The 15885-nt window shown below is 60.0% G+C and carries 16 protein-coding genes; all 16 read right to left on the reverse strand.

Going from position 1 to position 15885, the window contains the following annotated elements; genetic code table 11:
- Positions 1-33: 33 nt before the first annotated feature.
- Entirely contained in the window at positions 34-1029 is a 996-nt protein-coding gene (locus ACUHMQ_RS13455; RefSeq protein WP_445295975.1) for a hypothetical protein, read from the reverse strand.
- The gene (locus ACUHMQ_RS13460; protein WP_445295976.1) at positions 1026-1883 is read right to left on the reverse strand and encodes a hypothetical protein; all 858 of its coding nucleotides are present in this window, start codon (positions 1881-1883) and stop codon (positions 1026-1028) included. Before ACUHMQ_RS13460 ends, ACUHMQ_RS13455 begins: the two co-directional genes overlap by 4 nt.
- A gap of 3 nt (positions 1884-1886) precedes the next feature.
- On the reverse strand, positions 1887-3419 hold the full coding sequence (locus ACUHMQ_RS13465) for a hypothetical protein (RefSeq protein WP_445295977.1): 1533 nt from the start codon (positions 3417-3419) through the stop codon (positions 1887-1889).
- Between the two features lie 18 nt (positions 3420-3437).
- On the reverse strand, positions 3438-7376 hold the full coding sequence (locus tag ACUHMQ_RS13470; RefSeq protein ID WP_445295990.1) for a hypothetical protein: 3939 nt from the start codon (positions 7374-7376) through the stop codon (positions 3438-3440).
- Complete coding sequence (locus ACUHMQ_RS13475; RefSeq protein ID WP_445295989.1) at positions 7369-7632, reverse strand: phage tail assembly chaperone; 264 nt, start codon at positions 7630-7632, stop codon at positions 7369-7371. Before ACUHMQ_RS13475 ends, ACUHMQ_RS13470 begins: the two co-directional genes overlap by 8 nt.
- Positions 7633-7709: 77 nt before the next feature.
- Positions 7710-8114 (reverse strand): hypothetical protein, encoded by a 405-nt coding sequence (locus tag ACUHMQ_RS13480; protein WP_445295978.1) that lies wholly within the window; start codon positions 8112-8114, stop codon positions 7710-7712.
- A 63-nt stretch (positions 8115-8177) separates the two neighbouring features.
- A complete protein-coding gene (locus tag ACUHMQ_RS13485; protein WP_445295979.1) occupies positions 8178-9383 on the reverse strand; it encodes a phage tail tube protein in 1206 nt (401 codons plus the stop codon).
- 9 nt (positions 9384-9392) lie between these two features.
- Positions 9393-9791, reverse strand: a complete 399-nt coding sequence (locus ACUHMQ_RS13490) for a DUF3168 domain-containing protein (protein ID WP_445295980.1) — start codon at positions 9789-9791, stop codon at positions 9393-9395.
- 8 nt (positions 9792-9799) lie between these two features.
- Positions 9800-10309 (reverse strand): HK97-gp10 family putative phage morphogenesis protein, encoded by a 510-nt coding sequence (locus ACUHMQ_RS13495; protein ID WP_445295981.1) that lies wholly within the window; start codon positions 10307-10309, stop codon positions 9800-9802.
- Positions 10296-10631, reverse strand: a complete 336-nt coding sequence (locus tag ACUHMQ_RS13500) for a phage head closure protein (protein ID WP_445295982.1) — start codon at positions 10629-10631, stop codon at positions 10296-10298. The genes ACUHMQ_RS13495 and ACUHMQ_RS13500 overlap by 14 nt, the downstream gene beginning before the upstream one ends.
- Positions 10631-11233, reverse strand: coding sequence for a head-tail connector protein (locus ACUHMQ_RS13505; protein WP_445295983.1), 603 nt, complete (start codon positions 11231-11233; stop codon positions 10631-10633). The genes ACUHMQ_RS13500 and ACUHMQ_RS13505 overlap by 1 nt, the downstream gene beginning before the upstream one ends.
- Positions 11208-11444 carry a hypothetical protein gene (locus ACUHMQ_RS13510; RefSeq protein WP_445295984.1) on the reverse strand — a complete coding sequence of 79 codons (237 nt, stop codon included), beginning with the start codon at positions 11442-11444 and terminating at the stop codon, positions 11208-11210. The genes ACUHMQ_RS13505 and ACUHMQ_RS13510 overlap by 26 nt, the downstream gene beginning before the upstream one ends.
- A 63-nt stretch (positions 11445-11507) precedes the next feature.
- Entirely contained in the window at positions 11508-12791 is a 1284-nt protein-coding gene (locus tag ACUHMQ_RS13515) for a phage major capsid protein (protein ID WP_445295985.1), read from the reverse strand.
- A 64-nt stretch (positions 12792-12855) separates the two neighbouring features.
- Positions 12856-13644 carry a head maturation protease, ClpP-related gene (locus ACUHMQ_RS13520; protein ID WP_445295986.1) on the reverse strand — a complete coding sequence of 263 codons (789 nt, stop codon included), beginning with the start codon at positions 13642-13644 and terminating at the stop codon, positions 12856-12858.
- Complete coding sequence (locus tag ACUHMQ_RS13525) at positions 13644-13778, reverse strand: hypothetical protein (RefSeq protein WP_445295987.1); 135 nt, start codon at positions 13776-13778, stop codon at positions 13644-13646. Before ACUHMQ_RS13525 ends, ACUHMQ_RS13520 begins: the two co-directional genes overlap by 1 nt.
- A 75-nt stretch (positions 13779-13853) precedes the next feature.
- Positions 13854-15885, reverse strand: a 2032-nt coding sequence (locus tag ACUHMQ_RS13530; protein ID WP_445295988.1) for a Tn3 family transposase, incomplete at its 5' end; no start/stop codon positions are given.

Genomic DNA, 15885 nt, shown 5'->3' on the forward strand with positions numbered 1-15885 from the left:
ACAAACATTCCTTCATTCATCCACGGGCGGGCGTTAGAGATTGGGATAGGCAGGCTTAACAACTGACATGAAATTCACCGCCGGCCTGGCATGCGGGTCTGAATAGCGCGCCGTTATACCCAACGACTCATCCGCCCCACAGTTCGGCAACACCTTGAGCATCAGGGCGTATTTTTTGTCGTTGTTATCGCTATTGATCTGCTTGGCCACGAACGGCACCGCCTGCCCATCACCGGGCACGGTAATTTCATTGCTGACGTTTGTTGCATCGGAAGTAAACAAACAGATACGGTTTGCCGCCTGGGCATAGCGGCGCGCAATACCGCCAACGCTATCAAACCCATACATGCCGTTCAGCATCAGATACTCGTAGTAGTTGCGATCCCCGCCCATGCCGCGATGGGCCTTGGAAACCGTCACCTCAAAGAACGAGCCATTCGCCGCCCCCATGGTGAATTCCAGCAGTTGAATATAAATAGGCTGGCTGGGTACGGTCAGACAGCGCGGGTAATCCGTTGCCGGCAGAACGGCGATCCGGCTGAAGTGATACAGACCACCCTGCCGGGTAACCGGCACCCCGTTGATAATTTCTTCATTCGGGGGTGGACTGCCTGGCAAAATCGTCCAGCTCGCTGGCGTACCTGATCCACCGAACGCGGTCACATTGACGATCAGTATTGCGCCACCGTAATTGACCACCTGCCCGACCATCCAGGCGTTGTTGCCGGCAATCAGCTGCAACCACTGGCCGATGAACCAACCCTTACCGGCCTGGGCCAACACCGTCTTGTTGCCGAGCCCCACGGCAAGCGCGCTGGTACTGGTTCCCGCATAGGTTTCGCTGCTGATCGAGGCGGCCGCCGCCGTCGCCGCATTGATGGCGGTACGACAGATCGGCACCAGATTGCCCAACGCCGACAGCCAGCGGCTACGGTGGCCACCATTACCCAGGCCCGTTGTCGGGTGGGCGTCATCGGACACGGTGGAGCCATCACCACCTACCGCCGGATCAAAGTAAACACTGCTCATCCCACACACTCCTTTAATTCAATCCCCGCCCGGTGGTGATGGGCATACGGCCAGGTCACCGCAGACAACTTGCGCAAGGTCGCCGGAAAGGCGCGTTGCTGATAGGTCGACGGATCGTCGGGCACCTCGACGTAAAACACCTCGTCGCAGATATCGAGTGCCCGTTGCATCTGCATCACCCGGTCATAGGCTTCCCCCGCTGACAACCAATCAAGCTCGGCCTGCAGCACACGCACAGGCAGCCGCCGCGCAAAAAATTCATTACCCGCCGTACCCTTGGCGGTGACCGTGTTCGACTCATAACCGAGACTGCGCCCCAGGCTCAGGTTGAGGCTCGGTTGATAGCCGTCACACACATAGGCGCGGCCAATCTGCACAAACCCGGCTGGGTTGGTCACATCGTTGATTTCGATACGCCAGCATTGCGCCCATAGCCGCTGCGGCAGCACCTGCAAGGCAATTGGCCGGTACTGCTGCAGCTGTTCTGCAGGCAGATTGCCCGACCAGAACGCTTTGCTTTCCCAATCCAGCACCCAAGGCCCGAAGTACGGCCAGACCGGTTGCCAGTCAGACTGATACTGCGGCTGCAGGAAGGCAGGTTCATTGCCGGCCGTGATACGCCACTTGGCGTTGGTCGTCAGGTTATGATCAACCAGCGCAATGACCTGCACCGGCTTGCTGCCGCCCAAGTCCGCATCAAACCGGCTATGTCTCGGCGCACTGCCGATACTGCGCGCCACCCGGCTAAATTGACGGTGCTGCAGGTGCTTCAAGGGCAAGCTCAATACCCACTCGCCATAGGTCAGCTTTGCCGTATCAAGATGGTTGGGGTAGCCAAACAGGACGTTGCTCATGCCTCACCCCCACAGCGACAAGCGCACGGTATCAATGCCGCGCCCTAGTTCTACCTCTAAGCCGACAATCAAGAATTCCTTGCCGGCAGCCAGGCCAAAGCGGTCGTGCTGCACCTTGATGGTCTTGCCGACTTCCAGCATCAGCAGGCGTGCTGATGTGCATTGCAGGGTGACATCAAGTCGGTCGCGGGGATTGCCAAAGTTAGACAGGCATCGATAAGCCAGCATCGTTGCGCCGTGTTCGCTGGCCATATTGGTATTGATGTCGATCTGGCGCGCCAGCTTTCGTTGGCCTGCCGTGCTATGCCGCTTGGTCACATAGCGAACCGGCTCCGACACCAAGGCGCGCTGCGATGGCGTTGCCCCTTCCGCCACCTGGCTCTGCACGGTGTGCAAGCGCTGATAAGGCACGCGCACGCTGCCTATCGGTGCGCCGCCGTCGTCACCGTCGCGCACAACGTCAATCGACAGAATGTCGGCTTCGGTCAATGACTCCCCACGCCAGAAGAACACCCGCGCCTCGCCGACCATAAAGCGGTTAAGCCGGTCAAAGCCCCACCACAGGTTTTCTGCGGGACAGACCTGGCGTAGCACGTCGAAGGCCGTCGCATCGCCCTCGACATACAGGCCGCACGAGGGGGTATCGCCTGTCGGCAGGGGCAAAGGGAGGTACTGCGTCGTTGGCAGACCAATATCCTCAACCAGCTTGCCAATAATCGATTGCGGCGAACTGTAGATCGACGAAGCATTGACTGTCAGTTCAACCGGTGGCGAACCCACGCGCAGAAACAGACCTTCTTTGCCCCGGTATTGGCGATACCTACCCGCAGCCGGTGCGCGGGCTTCCATGTCCGCGATGTTGGCGTAATCGTCGTTTTCCTTGACGATCTGCACACCGCGATCAAACACACAGGGCGAACCCATCGCATGAAAGCTCAACACCGCTTCCTGGTCGGATACCTGATAAATCTGCAATACCTTGTTCACCAGGCGCGGTCGGATATTCAAGACCGAGCCATACAGTCTGGGCTTGCGCTGGCCCTTAAGGCTGTCCGCCTCACCTTCCACGCCAGCCGCTGCGCTGCTGGTGCCGGCATAGGTATTGGTTAGCAAGGGCTGGGTGAAATAAACCGGCATTAAATCCAACACCTTAAATCGCACCTGGTGATAGCCAATCACCGGCTGTGACAGAAGGCCGCCAAAGGTCTCACTACTCGGCAGCGTCATCGACGCCGCCGGCGCGGTATCGAGATACCAGACCCGGAAGGCCCGACCATCGAAAGCGTACCCGCGTAGATAGTCGAGTTCGCCGTCAATATTGGTCAGCACGATATCCCCAAAGGTAGCCTGGGGTTGCCCACCAAGTGCCCCCAGTGGAATACGGCGAGACACGCGCAGGCCCTCGGTCAGCCGTGGTTCAAAAAAGGCATTCGGCGGTTGGTCACCGGGTAGCGTTGCACAGCCCTGATCGGCGAAGCGCAGTACTTCGACTTGATTGCTGCTCAGATTGAGCGCGTCCATTTCCAACAAGATCATGATTAAAGCTTTCTGGTATTAACGTTGCGGCAAGCTGCACTCTTCATAATTCCGGCGCTGTTCGCGGCTCAGGTTCGCGATTTCCTGGCGCAATGCCTGGATTAAGCGGGCGTTGTCTTCAGCAATCGCAGCCTGTTGGCGCAATACCGCATTCGAATTGCGCACCTGTTCTTGCAGCAGTTCATTCGAACGGCGCAGCACCTCGACGGTCTGTACCGCCGCTTTGTTGGCTTCGCCCTGGCTGGCTTTGCCCGATTGGGCGGATTCGGCCACCGCGTTCAGCTCGCCCAGAATCTTCTGGTACAGGCTGGCGTAGGCCATTGAACTGGCGTCGCGCTCGCGCCCCAAGGCCAGTAGTTGCTGCGCCGCCGATTGCAACTCATCCATCATCCCGACGTCGCCGCCTCGCACCTGGCCCAGATAGCGGTTGTACTGCTGCTCGGCCTCGCCATACCGTGCACCGACGCCCAGCGGGTTGGCGTTGCCCGTCACCATCCCGTCCAGGTACTTGCGCAGGTTGCCGCCTGCTGCCTTCCACGCTTCCGTGGTCTGCGCCGCTGCCCTGGCGGCTTCTTCCGCCGTCCTGGCGGCTGACTTGGTCGCAGCATCGATATCGTCGGTAATGCTGGCCAGGCCGCTCGCCAGGTCAAGCAGGGAAAGGAATTGCTTCCGCCCGGATGCGGTAGACAAATCCTGCATTTCGACCAACATCGCGAATTCCTCGCGGGTGGTCGGTAAGCTGTAGCCCAGGTCGCGAAACGCTAAGGTCAGCATTTCGGTGGTCTTGGCCTGCTTTTCTGCTTCGCTGTAGAAGGCGTTGTAATAGCTGTCGAATTTGCTCGTCAGCGCTTGCATGCCGCCGCCCAGTTCAATCAAGTCGCGCCGCGACTTCTCGCCGTAATCAGCGCGTGCACTGATGCCAAAGCTCGCGACACGGTCCTTGCTCATCATGTCCAGCATGCGATTGGTCGTCGCAAAGACTTCCTTGATGTCGTTGACACGATCTATCGCCGGCACGGTCTCCTTATTCAGTGCGGCAAACGCCCCGGCCAGGTCAAGCAAGGTGTTGTATTGCTTGCGCCCGACTTCGCTAGTCAGGTCTTGCCCTTCTACCAACCTACGGAACGCCTCACGGGTACTCGGCAGGTGATAGCCCAGCTCGGCAAACTGCTTGCGCAGCATCTCAGTGGCGCGGGCCTGCTGTTCGACCTCGGTGTAGTACTGGCTGTAGTAACTGGTGAACTTGGCTGACAAGCCTTGAATCCCGCCCGCCAGGTCCACCAGGTGCTGCCGTGCTTCCGCGCTGGCCAAGCCTACGCCGCCAAACGCGACGCTGGCGTTTTTACCCATCGCCTCCATGATCTGATTCGTTGTGGTGAAGGTGCCAGCCAGACGCATCAAGGTGCTATGGGCGGTTTCGCCCTTGCGGATCAGGCCGTCGATACCGGGTGCAACCCGCTGGGCCATCTCGTCACCGATGTCACCAAACAGCTTGCCGAATAGCTCCTTGTCCTTGGCCGCATCGCCGGACAAGGCCACGTTGATGGCCTTGGTGTAACCGTCCACGGCATTCGCTGACAGCCCAATCGCCTGGGCATAGCCGCGCACCGATTCCCGAACGGCGCTGACGCCGCTATCGAGCATCTGGTCCAGTTCGCTATCAATCGCCCGGTAGTCGGTACCGCGCTTGGTGCTACGGAACAAACCGCCCTTACGCTGCCAACTCTCATAGTGATGGCCGTCAAAGCCTTGATCACTGATGCTGCCTTGAATGCCGGACGCGGTGACTTCTCGCGGTTTGCGGCCAAAGGCACGATTGACGGCACCGCCGATGGCACCACCAATGGCCATCCCGATCGGTCCCCAGATCGCCCCAATCGTGGTACCGACGTTGACGGCCGCATTGCCGCTACCGCCGAACACCGAATACCCCCCCGAAATCGCCCGCCCGCCGTAATGGCCGACAGCCGCCCCAGCCAGCCAAGGCGCAGCCGTAGCAACACCCTGCCCCGCTGAGAATGCGCCCGTTGCTGCGCCGCCGCCCATCATGGTGCCCGCACCGGGCGCACTCATGCCCAGGGCAAACTCCGCCATCATCGGGCTGCTGAAGAAATTGGCCATGCTCATCGCGCCGCTGGCCATGGCCGTCGACACCGCACCAAAGCCATTCGACGAGAAGCTCTGCCATAGGCTCTTGCCGGCCTCGGCCCAGTTGCCAAGATTGCCCAGGCTGAAACCACCACCGCCGCTAACGCCACCCTGGCTACCGCCCTGCATGGCTTGACGCATCATGCCCATGAGGTCGTTTACTGCGCCCTTAACGGTGGCGCTGTAGACCGCATCAGCTAGCGCCGTAGCAACGGTGGTACGCAACGCCTTGCCGAAGGTCTTCATCCAGTCGTGATTGCCGTTGAAGAGATTGGCGAAGGTATCCCTAAATATCCCGTCGATGCTGTCAGCGGCCTTTTGCCATTCCTTCGTGGCGGCTTCCGCCGCTTCGCGAGCGCGGTCCTTGTTCTCGATACCCTGGGTAAGTTCCATGACGCGCTGTTGGGCAGTACGCTTGCGTTCCAGGTAGTCGAGTTCGACCGTCCCCTTGACGCCGATGGCCTCGGCCAACTCACGCTCAGCCGCAATCTCTTCGTCAATCAGCCGTAATTGCTGTGCGGCAATCTGTGACTTACTGCGACCGTAGTTCTGGTACTCACGGTCCAGGTCGGTGACCTGATCTTCCAGTTGCTTCAGGGCCTTTTGCCGCGCTGTGATGCCGTCATCGAACCACTTGGACAGTGCTTGCCATTCAGCCTGCACTGCCTTGGCCATCTCCTGCGCTGCCTTCTTGCCTGCCTCGCCAAAGCCCTTGACGATAGGCGCAGTCGCTTTCTTGACGCCGATGTCTGACGCCGCCCCGGCCGCATCGGCTACCTGGCGCGGCACCTCAGCCCATACGGCGCTAATCCGGTCGGCATACTGGTCGTTCTTTCTGGCCATGTCGTCAAAGGTCGACACGGCAATCGACTTGGCTTGCGTCCAATCACGGTTGGCCGCAGCCACCGCGGCAGCAGCGAGACCGCCAAACAAGGTACCGATCTGGTCAAAGACCGACACCACGCCATAGCCAATCGAAATCAGTCCCTTCAAGCCAAAGCCCAGCCCGTCGACGGCTATGCGTAAGCTGCCGCCCTGGGCTGCGCTACTTAGGAATGAACCCGTCACCGCCGTCAAAGCCGGCAGCATCTCCGCCGCAATCTGCGTCGCAAAGCCGCCGCCTGCCATGTGCAGCTTGTCCAATTGGTCATTGAATTGCCCGGCTGCCTGCACCGTGCTGTCGTCGAGCACCGCACCCAGGGATTCGGCTTCGGCGCGCAGTTCGGCCAGACCGGCGCTGCCCTGGTTCAGGAACGGCAGCATCTCGGTACCCGACTTGCCAAACAGCTCCTGGGCCAAAGCGGCCTTGGCAGCGCCATCCTCATAACCGGCAAACTTGTCGGCAACTTCGAGCAGGACCGCATCCGTATCCTTGAGGTGGCCACCCGCCCCCTTGATGCTGATGCCCATGGCGGCAAATGCATCGTTGCCGTTGGCCATTTCCTTGGACAGCTTGCCCATCGACGTGCCCAGCGCTTCGATGCTGGTGTCGGACAGCTGGGCGGCGTATTGCCAGGCGCTGAGCGTGCTGGCAGCAACGCCGGTACGTTCGCTCAAGTCGCCAATCGCGTCGGCGGCATCAATGCTGCCCTTGATTACACCCGCAAGGGCATTGACGCCCAGGGCCGCGAAATACCCGGTCACCATATCCGCCATGCCCTGCAGTTCTTTGGTGGTGCGATCCAGGCTGTCGCTGATACTGCGCCCAGTACTGGCGACCATCCGCTTGGCCTGGTCCATATCCGTACTGAGCCGTGCCACATTGGCGGCCAGGTCAATGGTCAATGTGCCGATGGTGATATCAGACATGCTTACCCTTTACCGACGCGCCCTCACGGGCGGCGCGGTCCATTTCCAACAAGGTTTCGATTTCCCACCCGTTCAACCGCACCCCGAACAGCTGCTGCCAGGCGACGATATCGGCCAGACTGATCGCAGGCGGCCCAAAGCCGGTCGAACTGGCTGCATTGCGCAGCTGAAAATACGTGTCGTACAGGGACTGCACGCACGCAGGGACAACAGGGAGCATCAACTCCGGGGGCATCTCGCCCGTGGCTCGGGCCACGGCGAGCAGATGGTCACGCAGGGTTGCGCCGTCGCCCGCAGGCTGGATCAACGCAAACTCCTTGCGTATCCGCGCGATCAGTCCGTCCCGGAGTGTTGAATAAAATTTGTGTTTTCATTCAGAAAGGTTTGCACCTGTAGGCGCAGCCAACCCCGCTTGGGATTGGCATAGAGGGCGCGCACTTCCTCCGGCGTGCAGGGAACGGGCTTGCCATCGCGCATAAAGCCTTCCCAGCCCAGCGTGCAGGTGACCAGTTCGTTCACCAAACGCTCGACGTCTTCTTCAGGATCGGTCGGCTGTACGCGACCATGCTTGGCAATGTCATGACGCATTTTGCGGTGTCGTGCATTGACCATGGCCATCCGCTTCGGATGCTCCTGTCCGGCCAGGGTGATGGATGCGCCAACCGGGCGGCCGGTCTTGGGGTCCACAAGCTCGCACTTGGCTTCCTGCACTTCTTGAATCGAGTCAATATCAAACATGGGTTTTGCTCCTGTAGAAATAAAAAAAGACGCTTCAGCGTCCTATGGGGTCATGCACCGGGCTTATGCCTGCGAGTCCTGTACCACCATCGTGGTGGGGTCATACGTACTTGCTGTCGCATTCAACAGCGCCTGGAATGGCGCTGTCACGACAATGCCTTTTTCGCCATCGGAACGCGTAGCGCCACCGAGCTTGATACGTGGCAGGGTCAGGCTGATGAAGTCCGCATTGGGGCTGTTGTCGGTCGTGAGCACTATGGTCAGACTCAGATCTGTTTCATCCAGAAAGGCGTCCCGGAACAGCGTTGAATCAAAGTAGGCCGTTAGCTGGCCCGACACATTGACGCGGCCCGCAAAAATCCCGGGTATGGCATTGGAGCCCACCACAGGATCACCCGAATAACCGCCATCGACTTTGATACTCAAGCCGGTACACACGGCCACCGCCACGCCTGACACCGTCAGCACGCCATTGACGGCTGCCACAATGCCGGTTGACGTTGCCGCTGCCGGATTCACAAAATACGGCGCGGTTTCCTTCTTGATACTGCCCGCCCCCATAAAGCCGATATCCAGCGTTGCCATGCCGGTCGGCGGCAACGAGATATCGAGACTCGACACCTTGAGGCCGGTATACAACTCGGACTGGCCCAGGTCGGCATACCAGTGTTCAATGGCAAACGACTTATCTGTATGGCCACTGGCGGGGGTGTAGGTCTTCTTACCGACAATGACCAGTGTGGCGCTCGCAATCGGCCCTTCCGCCACCAATGCGGCACCATTCAACGGGGTGACCGTCGCGGCCAGCGGGGTCAGGCCGATCACCAACAGGTTTTTGTTCAGATTGGCGGCTTTAAAGCCACCCTCGGTCAGGCGCACCACATCGCCGATCTTGAGGCCATCCGCGAGGAAGGAACCCGCCCCACGGGTCAACGTGTAGCCCGAACCGACCGCCGCGATGGTGATGGCGGCCCCGGTCATTGGCGGCACCACCGCAAAATCACGCCGCAGGGCAGCGGCAATAAAGTCGGCATAGGTCTTGGGCGATAGCTCACCCTTGAGGGTGCCGCCGCTTTTACGGGTGCCGTGCCGATAATCCGCAATCTGGTAATCAGCGCGCAGCTCGTTCGATTGGTAGGTGTCCTTGGTGATGTCGATGGACGATTCGACACGGCGCACCAGCTGGCTGCCTGCCGTGCCGGGCGGGGTATTGAATGCGGTTTCGACCTTGTAGCGCACCTGTTTGGCAATACCGGATGCAATGGGCATGATGGGTTCCTATACGTAGTAGATCAGCCGGATATCCACCGGCTGCACAAAACATTGAGGGTCGTCGATCCAATCATCGGGACCGGCCAGTTCCAGCGTTGCCGACACCAGGTGGCAGCCGGCAACGGTGCCGCTTTTGAGATGGCAGGCATTTTTGATCTGCTCGATCACTTGCTTCAGCAGGCTGTAGTTGCTGGCCAAGGCGTCGATCTGCACCCGCGCCGTCATCAAGGCGGGGCCGGCTGACTGGTCGATCACGCCCGACGGCACCTCGCTGATCAAGCGGTACACCACGGCCGGCAAGGGGTCACCTTGCGGGCGGCGCAGCGGGTAAATCCGGTTTTGCACCAGCGCGACTAAGCCTGCGCTGTCTCGCAACAGCGCATGCAGGATTTTTTCAGGGGCCATGATGGGGATTAAAAGTCTGTATCTGCCGGTAAACCGGCCTTTGTGAGCGCTTTCGGCAAGCGGGCGCGTAAATAGTCTGAAGCAACCGTCAGCGCAGCCTGTGCCTTGGTATCAAGCGCAGGCCGCATAAACGGCTTGGCTTTTGCGCCGGGATGGCGGACAAGCTGTCGCATTACCCCAGCCACAAACAGACTACGTCGGTACTTCGGCTTGATCTCATGTCGGCGCGTACCGAATTCGACCATATTGGCGTAATAGACATTCTTACGCCCCTTTCCTGCCTGGCTACCGGCCTTGATACTGACGACCACCTTGCCGGCCCGTCGATAGACCCGGGCGGACACCCGAACGGAGTCCGCCAGATCCCCACTGACGTGGACCACACGGTTACGGGCGTCCTCCGCGATCACCTCCGCCCCAGCCCGCAATGCGCCGCGCAGGATATTGGCTTCCACCCGGGCAGGCAGTTGTTTCAGTACCTCGTCGATCCTGGCCAGGTCCAGATCAAACTGCTGCATCGTCGAGCGCTTCGCACATCAGTTCCAGCCCTTCCTTGCGGCCAATCTGCAGGACTTCCTTGACGTTCAGGGCGCGGCCATCGGGCAGCAACAAACGGGTTTTCACCGTCACATCACTGCGCCAACGCATGAAGACACGGTGGGTGGTGATATTGACGCTGCCGCTTGAGCGCTGCTCGAAATATTCCTTGCCGCGTATGTCCTGCACGCTGGCCCATCCTATGGGGCCATTGATCCAGTCGGTAATGGCATCGCCGAATTCCCCGCGCGAATAGATCGGGGAGCGCACCGTTACCCGGGTATCCATTTTTCCGATTTGCATTACGTCACCCTATGAATGCAATAAGCATCGAGTAAGCCATCCAGGTGCGAGCGCGGCAGCTCGGCAGCAGCCCCAGTCAATAGCGTGTTGCGGTGCTCAAACGCGCCCGCCAGGCGTAACAGCATCCAATGCCGGATAGGCATCGGCACGGCGTCCGTCATGTCGCCGTAACCACAACGCATATCGATCTGCACCGCATCGGGCAGGCTGGCCGTGTCGGGCCAGTCCCCATTGAGCGGGTACAACATGGGGGCAGCGTCCCGGATCACCAGCCGGTAGCAATCACCCGGCAGTACCCGTTCCACGCCATCCAGGCCGGTGTAACGGACCTGCACAATCGATTGCACAGGCGACAGACCCAGGTCGATGGCTTCAAACGGAAAATCCCCCAAGCTGAGCCGCCAATCCTGGGTAATAAATCGCCGGCCAGTCAGGTGCTCCGCCGTCATTCGCACCGAGCTAATCAACATGCGGATTAAACCGTCCTCGCTGTCGTCGTCAAAGCGTAAAAATGCCTTGGCTTCGTCGAGCGAAATCGGTTCGATAGCGGGCTGTTTAAGCGGCGTCCTGCTGGCGTTAAACCGCTGCCTGGCTGCGGGCATACGCCACCGCCTCCGGATCGTTGTCCGCCAGGCCGGCCTTGACTGCGCTGGCGACGTCCTTTTCTGCTAGATCAATCACCGTGTTGGCCTTGCCATAAGGGCTATCGACCAAGAGCCGGACCGGCACGGTGCTGCTGATACCGGGTGCGGCTGGCGCTTCCGCATCAGGTTGGCTGATGGATTCATCGGGTGTTGCGGTGTTTCTGGCCATGGGGGTTCCTTTTCAACAAAAGCAAAAGGCCGCCCGCAGGCGGCCCATTAAAGGGGAATTCGTTTAAGTTGCGCTGTTCTGGTAGACCTTTACCGCCCCACCGACATCAATCATGTTGCCACCTTGGCGGTTGAACGCCAAAAAGCCGATCTGGCCATTTCTGAGGAAATAGGAATCGGCCATGCGGAACAACGTCAGGTCCATCACTTCGCGAATCAGATAACGCGAAAAGTCACCAAACAGGATCGATTTGGCATTGGCGCCCATGGTCGGCATTTCCTGCGACAGGTAGATCGGACGATTCAATAACCGGTCCGGCGCGCCGCCTGCGTTGCCCTGCTCATAACCCGGTACAAAGATCGGACGACCATCGTTATCTTTCAGCTTGCGCAGCTCCTTCAGGGTACTGTCGTGCATCATGAAACCGACGCCAGGCCCAGCCCGGTAAACCGGATCAACACTGTGTTCCAGATCCACCAGGTCTTCATAGGTCACCGTCATTGTCTGCCCGGTCTTACCGATCTTGCCTTGCCCTGCGGCCGTCACAATGCCGCGCGGTTGATTCACCCCGGTGCCATTGGTGAAGTGCTTCGAGGTAATCCGGCCGATACGTAACGCCAACAAGGCGTTGATATAGCCTTCGATGTCAAACATAGAGTCCTGGATCAACTCGAAGGGCACCGCAATACTCTTGGACGAATACTTGAATACATCCAGGGTCATATTGCCAAAGGTCGTATCCGCCGCGCTGACAGCTATATTCTGTCCAACAATCTCGCCCTCTTCCGATGTCGCGTCGGCAGTCGGGAAAATCATCGGCGACCCGGTCCCGGTCTGGATGGTCCTGGCCACGGAACGAATACCGCCGAACTGTTTCATGGCCTGAGTCAACTCGCGGTAGTACTCGGTAGCCACCGTATAGCCGCCCTCATTGGGTGTCGTGGTCGACATGGCTGCCTGCGGCAGGGCCATGGCATTGGCAATGTCACCGGATTGGCGTGCGTACATACGCTGCCGATCCTCCGCCACCATATTGCCCACGCCCCCCGCCATGAAAGCACGTAATGCCCGCGACTCTTCGCGGTTGTGATGTGCGCCCTCGGTGCGGGTGAATTGGTTACGCAGGTCGTCACTGATCTGGCCTTGTGCCGCGACGCTCACCCCGATAGCGGCCATGGCGTCGTTATATCGTTTGATTTTCTCGTCCAATCCGCCAAGCTCAGCCATGGCCTTTTGGTACTTGGCATTATCGTCATCATTCCATGCCTTGTTCTTGTCCTCGAACATGGCATGGATGTCTTTGGCAATGGCGTCGCGTTGCGCCCGCAGTTCAGTAATGGCGGTCATCGGTAGCTCCAGAAAAGAAAAAAGCCGCTCAATTGGCGGCTTGGGTTGGGTTAACGCGGGCGCGTTAAACGGGAATCATGGCTTTCAGTGCGGCACGGTATAAGGCGTCCCGGTCGTACTTTGCAGGCTGTGGTGGTGTTGCTGGTGCTTCTGCTGTCGCTGGTGTTTCAGGTGCTGCTGGCTTGTCCGGTGGCGTTGGTGCCTGGCCGACCGGGCTATTACGAAAGGCGGACAAATCCCATTGTCTGGCCTTGGCTTCGGGGGCTTTGTCGTCAGCAATCTTGTCTGCAAAACCCAATTCCACCGCTTTTTCTGCGGAGAACCAAGTCTCGGCATTCAGCCACTCGGTAATCTCGGCATCCGGTTGTCCGGTTCGCTTGGCAAAGGTCTTGACCTGGCTGGCGTCGATCTGATCGAGCAGGTTGGCGCTGCTGCGCAGCTCACCAGCGTTGCCCATCGCCATCACCCAAGCGTTATGAATCATCACAAATGACCCTGGAGCCATGTGTATCTCGTCTGCCGCCATAATCAGGAATGAGGCGGCGCTGGCCGCCAGACCATCCACATGCACGATGATCTGGCTAGGGTGTTCACGGATCGCCTGTTCCATGGCCCTGCCGGCAAACACCGACCCACCGGGCGAATTGACCCGTAGATGGATCGTGCTGGCCTTCATGCCATTCAAGGTTTTGACGAACGATTGTGGGCTAACACCACCCCACCATGCCGCTTCGTCATCACTACCAACAATCATGTCGTACAGATACAGCGTATCGCTGTCATCCTGTCCCGCCACTGCCTGAAACTCCCCACGCTGCCGGTTACTAGCCATCAGTTTCATTAAGGGGTGCATTAGCTATTGTCCTGTTTTATTGGTTTCGTTGCTTCTGTTGGTGCGGGTTTGGCTGCTGCGCCTGCCATCATCAGCATGTCGCCATCCGGCACGGGTGGGAGGTTCTTCAGCTTGCGTACTTCATTGATCGTCATCCAGCCCTGCGCACCGGGCCCCCCAAGCGCCTTGTTGAAATAGGGGTCGTCTCAGAAAACGGAAAATAAAGCACGCTAAGCCGATTGCAGTGGCCGTAGCGGCCTGAACCTGCCCGCGCCGATCTTGGCGCTGCTGCGCCAGAGGTAATCGCCGGTCAGGTTGATGTGCTCCCAGCCGAGCGGCGACAGGTACTGCAATAGGCCGTCAGCGACGGCTTGACCGTGGCCACGTAAGGCGTTCGCGGCCCGCTCCAGATAGACCGTGTTCCACAGCACGATGGCAGCCGTGACCAAGTTGAGGCCGCTGGCTCGGTAGCGCTGCTGCTCGAAGCTGCGGTCGCGGATTTCCCCCAGGCGGTTGAAGAACACGGCGCGGGCCAGCGCGTTGCGCGCCTCGCCTTTGTTCAGCCCGGCATGCACGCGGCGGCGCAGCTCGACGCTTTGCAGCCAGTCGAGGATGAACAGCGTGCGCTCGATGCGGCCCAGCTCGCGCAGCGCTACGGCCAGGCCGTTCTGGCGCGGGTAGCTGCCGAGCTTCCTGAGCATCAACGAGGCCGTGACTGTGCCCTGCTTGATCGAGGTGGCCAGCCGCAGGATTTCATCCCAATGGGCGCGGACGTGCTTGATGTTGAGCGTGCCGCCGACCATAGGCTTCAGCCCGTCATAGGTGGCATCGCCCTTCGGGATGTAGAGCTTGGTGTCGCCCAGGTCGCGGATGCGCGGCGCGAAGCGGAAGCCCAGGAGGTGCATCAACGCGAAGACGTGATCCGTGAACCCTGCCGTGTCGGTGTAGTGCTCCTCGATCCGCAGGTCGGATTCGTGGTACAGCAGGCCGTCGAGCACGTAGGTCGAGTCGCGCACGCCGACGTTGACGACCTTGGTGTGGAACGGCGCGTACTGGTCGGAGATATGCGTATAGAACGTCCGCCCGGGGCTGCTGCCGTATTTCGGATTGATGTGGCCGGTGCTCTCGGCCTTGCTGCCGGTGCGGAAGTTTTGGCCGTCCGACGATGACGTGGTGCCGTCGCCCCAATGCTCGGCGAACGGGTGGCGGAATTGGGCGTTGACCAGTTCGGCCAGCGCCGCCCCGTAGGTTTCGTCGCGGATGTGCCAGGCTTGCAGCCAGGCCAGCTTGGCGTAGGTCGTGCCGGGGCAGGACTCCGCCATCTTGGTCAGGCCCAAGTTGATCGCGTCGGCCAGGATTGTGGTCAGCAACAGGTTTTTGTCCTTGGCCAGGTCGCCCGATTTCAGGTGTGCGAAGTGACGGGTGAAGCCCGTCCACTCGTCCACCTCCAGCAGCAGTTCGGTGATCTTGACGTGCGGCAGGATCATCGCCGTCTGGTCGATCAGGGCCTGCGCGGTATCGGGCACCGCCGCGTCGAGTGGCGTGATTTTCAGTCCCGACTCGGTGATGATGGCGTCCGGCAGCTCGTTGGCCAGCGCCATGCGGTTGACGGTGGCGAGCTGCGTTTCCAGCAGCGTCAGCCGTTCATGCAGGTACTGGTCGCAATCGGTGGCCACGGCCAGCGGCAATTCGCTGGCCTGCTTGAGGCTGGCGAATTTCGCGGGCGGCACCAAGTAGTCCTCGAAATCCTTGAACTGGCGGGAACCTTGCACCCAGATGTCGCCGGAGCGCAGCGCGTTCTTCAGCTCCGACAGCGCGCACAGTTCGTAGTAACGCCGGTCGATGCCGGTGTCGGTAATCACCAGTTTCTGCCAGCGCGGCTTGATGAACTCGGTTGGCGCATCGGCGGGCACCTTGCGGGCGTTGTCGCTGTTCATGCCGCGCAGCACCTCGATGGCGTCGAGCACATCCTTGGCAGCGGGCGCGGCCCGCAGCTTGAGCACGCCGAGGAATTCCGGCGCGTAGCGGCGCAGCGTGGCGTAGCTCTCCCCGATGCGGTGCAGGAAATCGAAGTCCTCCGGCTGCGCGAGTTTCTGCGCCTCGGTGACGCTCTCGGCGAAGGCATCCCAGGACATGACGGTCTCGATGGCGGCGAACGGATCGCGGCCGGCTTGCTTGGCCTCGATCAGCGCCTGGCCGATACGGCCGAACAGCCGCACCTTGGCATTGATCGCCTTGCCGGATGCCTGGAACTGCTGCTGA

The sequence above is a fragment of the Chitinimonas violaceus genome, assembly GCF_052601015.1.

Coding starts and splice junctions, on each gene's coding strand:
- ACUHMQ_RS13455 (WP_445295975.1), bottom strand. CDS start 1,029: ATGAGCAGTGTTTACTTTGATCCGGCGGTAGGTGGTGATGGCTCCACC.
- ACUHMQ_RS13460 (WP_445295976.1), bottom strand. CDS start 1,883: ATGAGCAACGTCCTGTTTGGCTACCCCAACCATCTTGATACGGCAAAG.
- ACUHMQ_RS13465 (WP_445295977.1), bottom strand. CDS start 3,419: ATGATCTTGTTGGAAATGGACGCGCTCAATCTGAGCAGCAATCAAGTC.
- ACUHMQ_RS13470 (WP_445295990.1), bottom strand. CDS start 7,376: ATGTCTGATATCACCATCGGCACATTGACCATTGACCTGGCCGCCAAT.
- ACUHMQ_RS13480 (WP_445295978.1), bottom strand. CDS start 8,114: ATGTTTGATATTGACTCGATTCAAGAAGTGCAGGAAGCCAAGTGCGAG.
- ACUHMQ_RS13485 (WP_445295979.1), bottom strand. CDS start 9,383: ATGCCCATTGCATCCGGTATTGCCAAACAGGTGCGCTACAAGGTCGAA.
- ACUHMQ_RS13490 (WP_445295980.1), bottom strand. CDS start 9,791: ATGGCCCCTGAAAAAATCCTGCATGCGCTGTTGCGAGACAGCGCAGGC.
- ACUHMQ_RS13495 (WP_445295981.1), bottom strand. CDS start 10,309: ATGCAGCAGTTTGATCTGGACCTGGCCAGGATCGACGAGGTACTGAAA.
- ACUHMQ_RS13500 (WP_445295982.1), bottom strand. CDS start 10,631: ATGCAAATCGGAAAAATGGATACCCGGGTAACGGTGCGCTCCCCGATC.
- ACUHMQ_RS13505 (WP_445295983.1), bottom strand. CDS start 11,233: ATGCCCGCAGCCAGGCAGCGGTTTAACGCCAGCAGGACGCCGCTTAAA.
- ACUHMQ_RS13510 (WP_445295984.1), bottom strand. CDS start 11,444: ATGGCCAGAAACACCGCAACACCCGATGAATCCATCAGCCAACCTGAT.
- ACUHMQ_RS13515 (WP_445295985.1), bottom strand. CDS start 12,791: ATGACCGCCATTACTGAACTGCGGGCGCAACGCGACGCCATTGCCAAA.
- ACUHMQ_RS13520 (WP_445295986.1), bottom strand. CDS start 13,644: ATGCACCCCTTAATGAAACTGATGGCTAGTAACCGGCAGCGTGGGGAG.
- ACUHMQ_RS13525 (WP_445295987.1), bottom strand. CDS start 13,778: ATGACGATCAATGAAGTACGCAAGCTGAAGAACCTCCCACCCGTGCCG.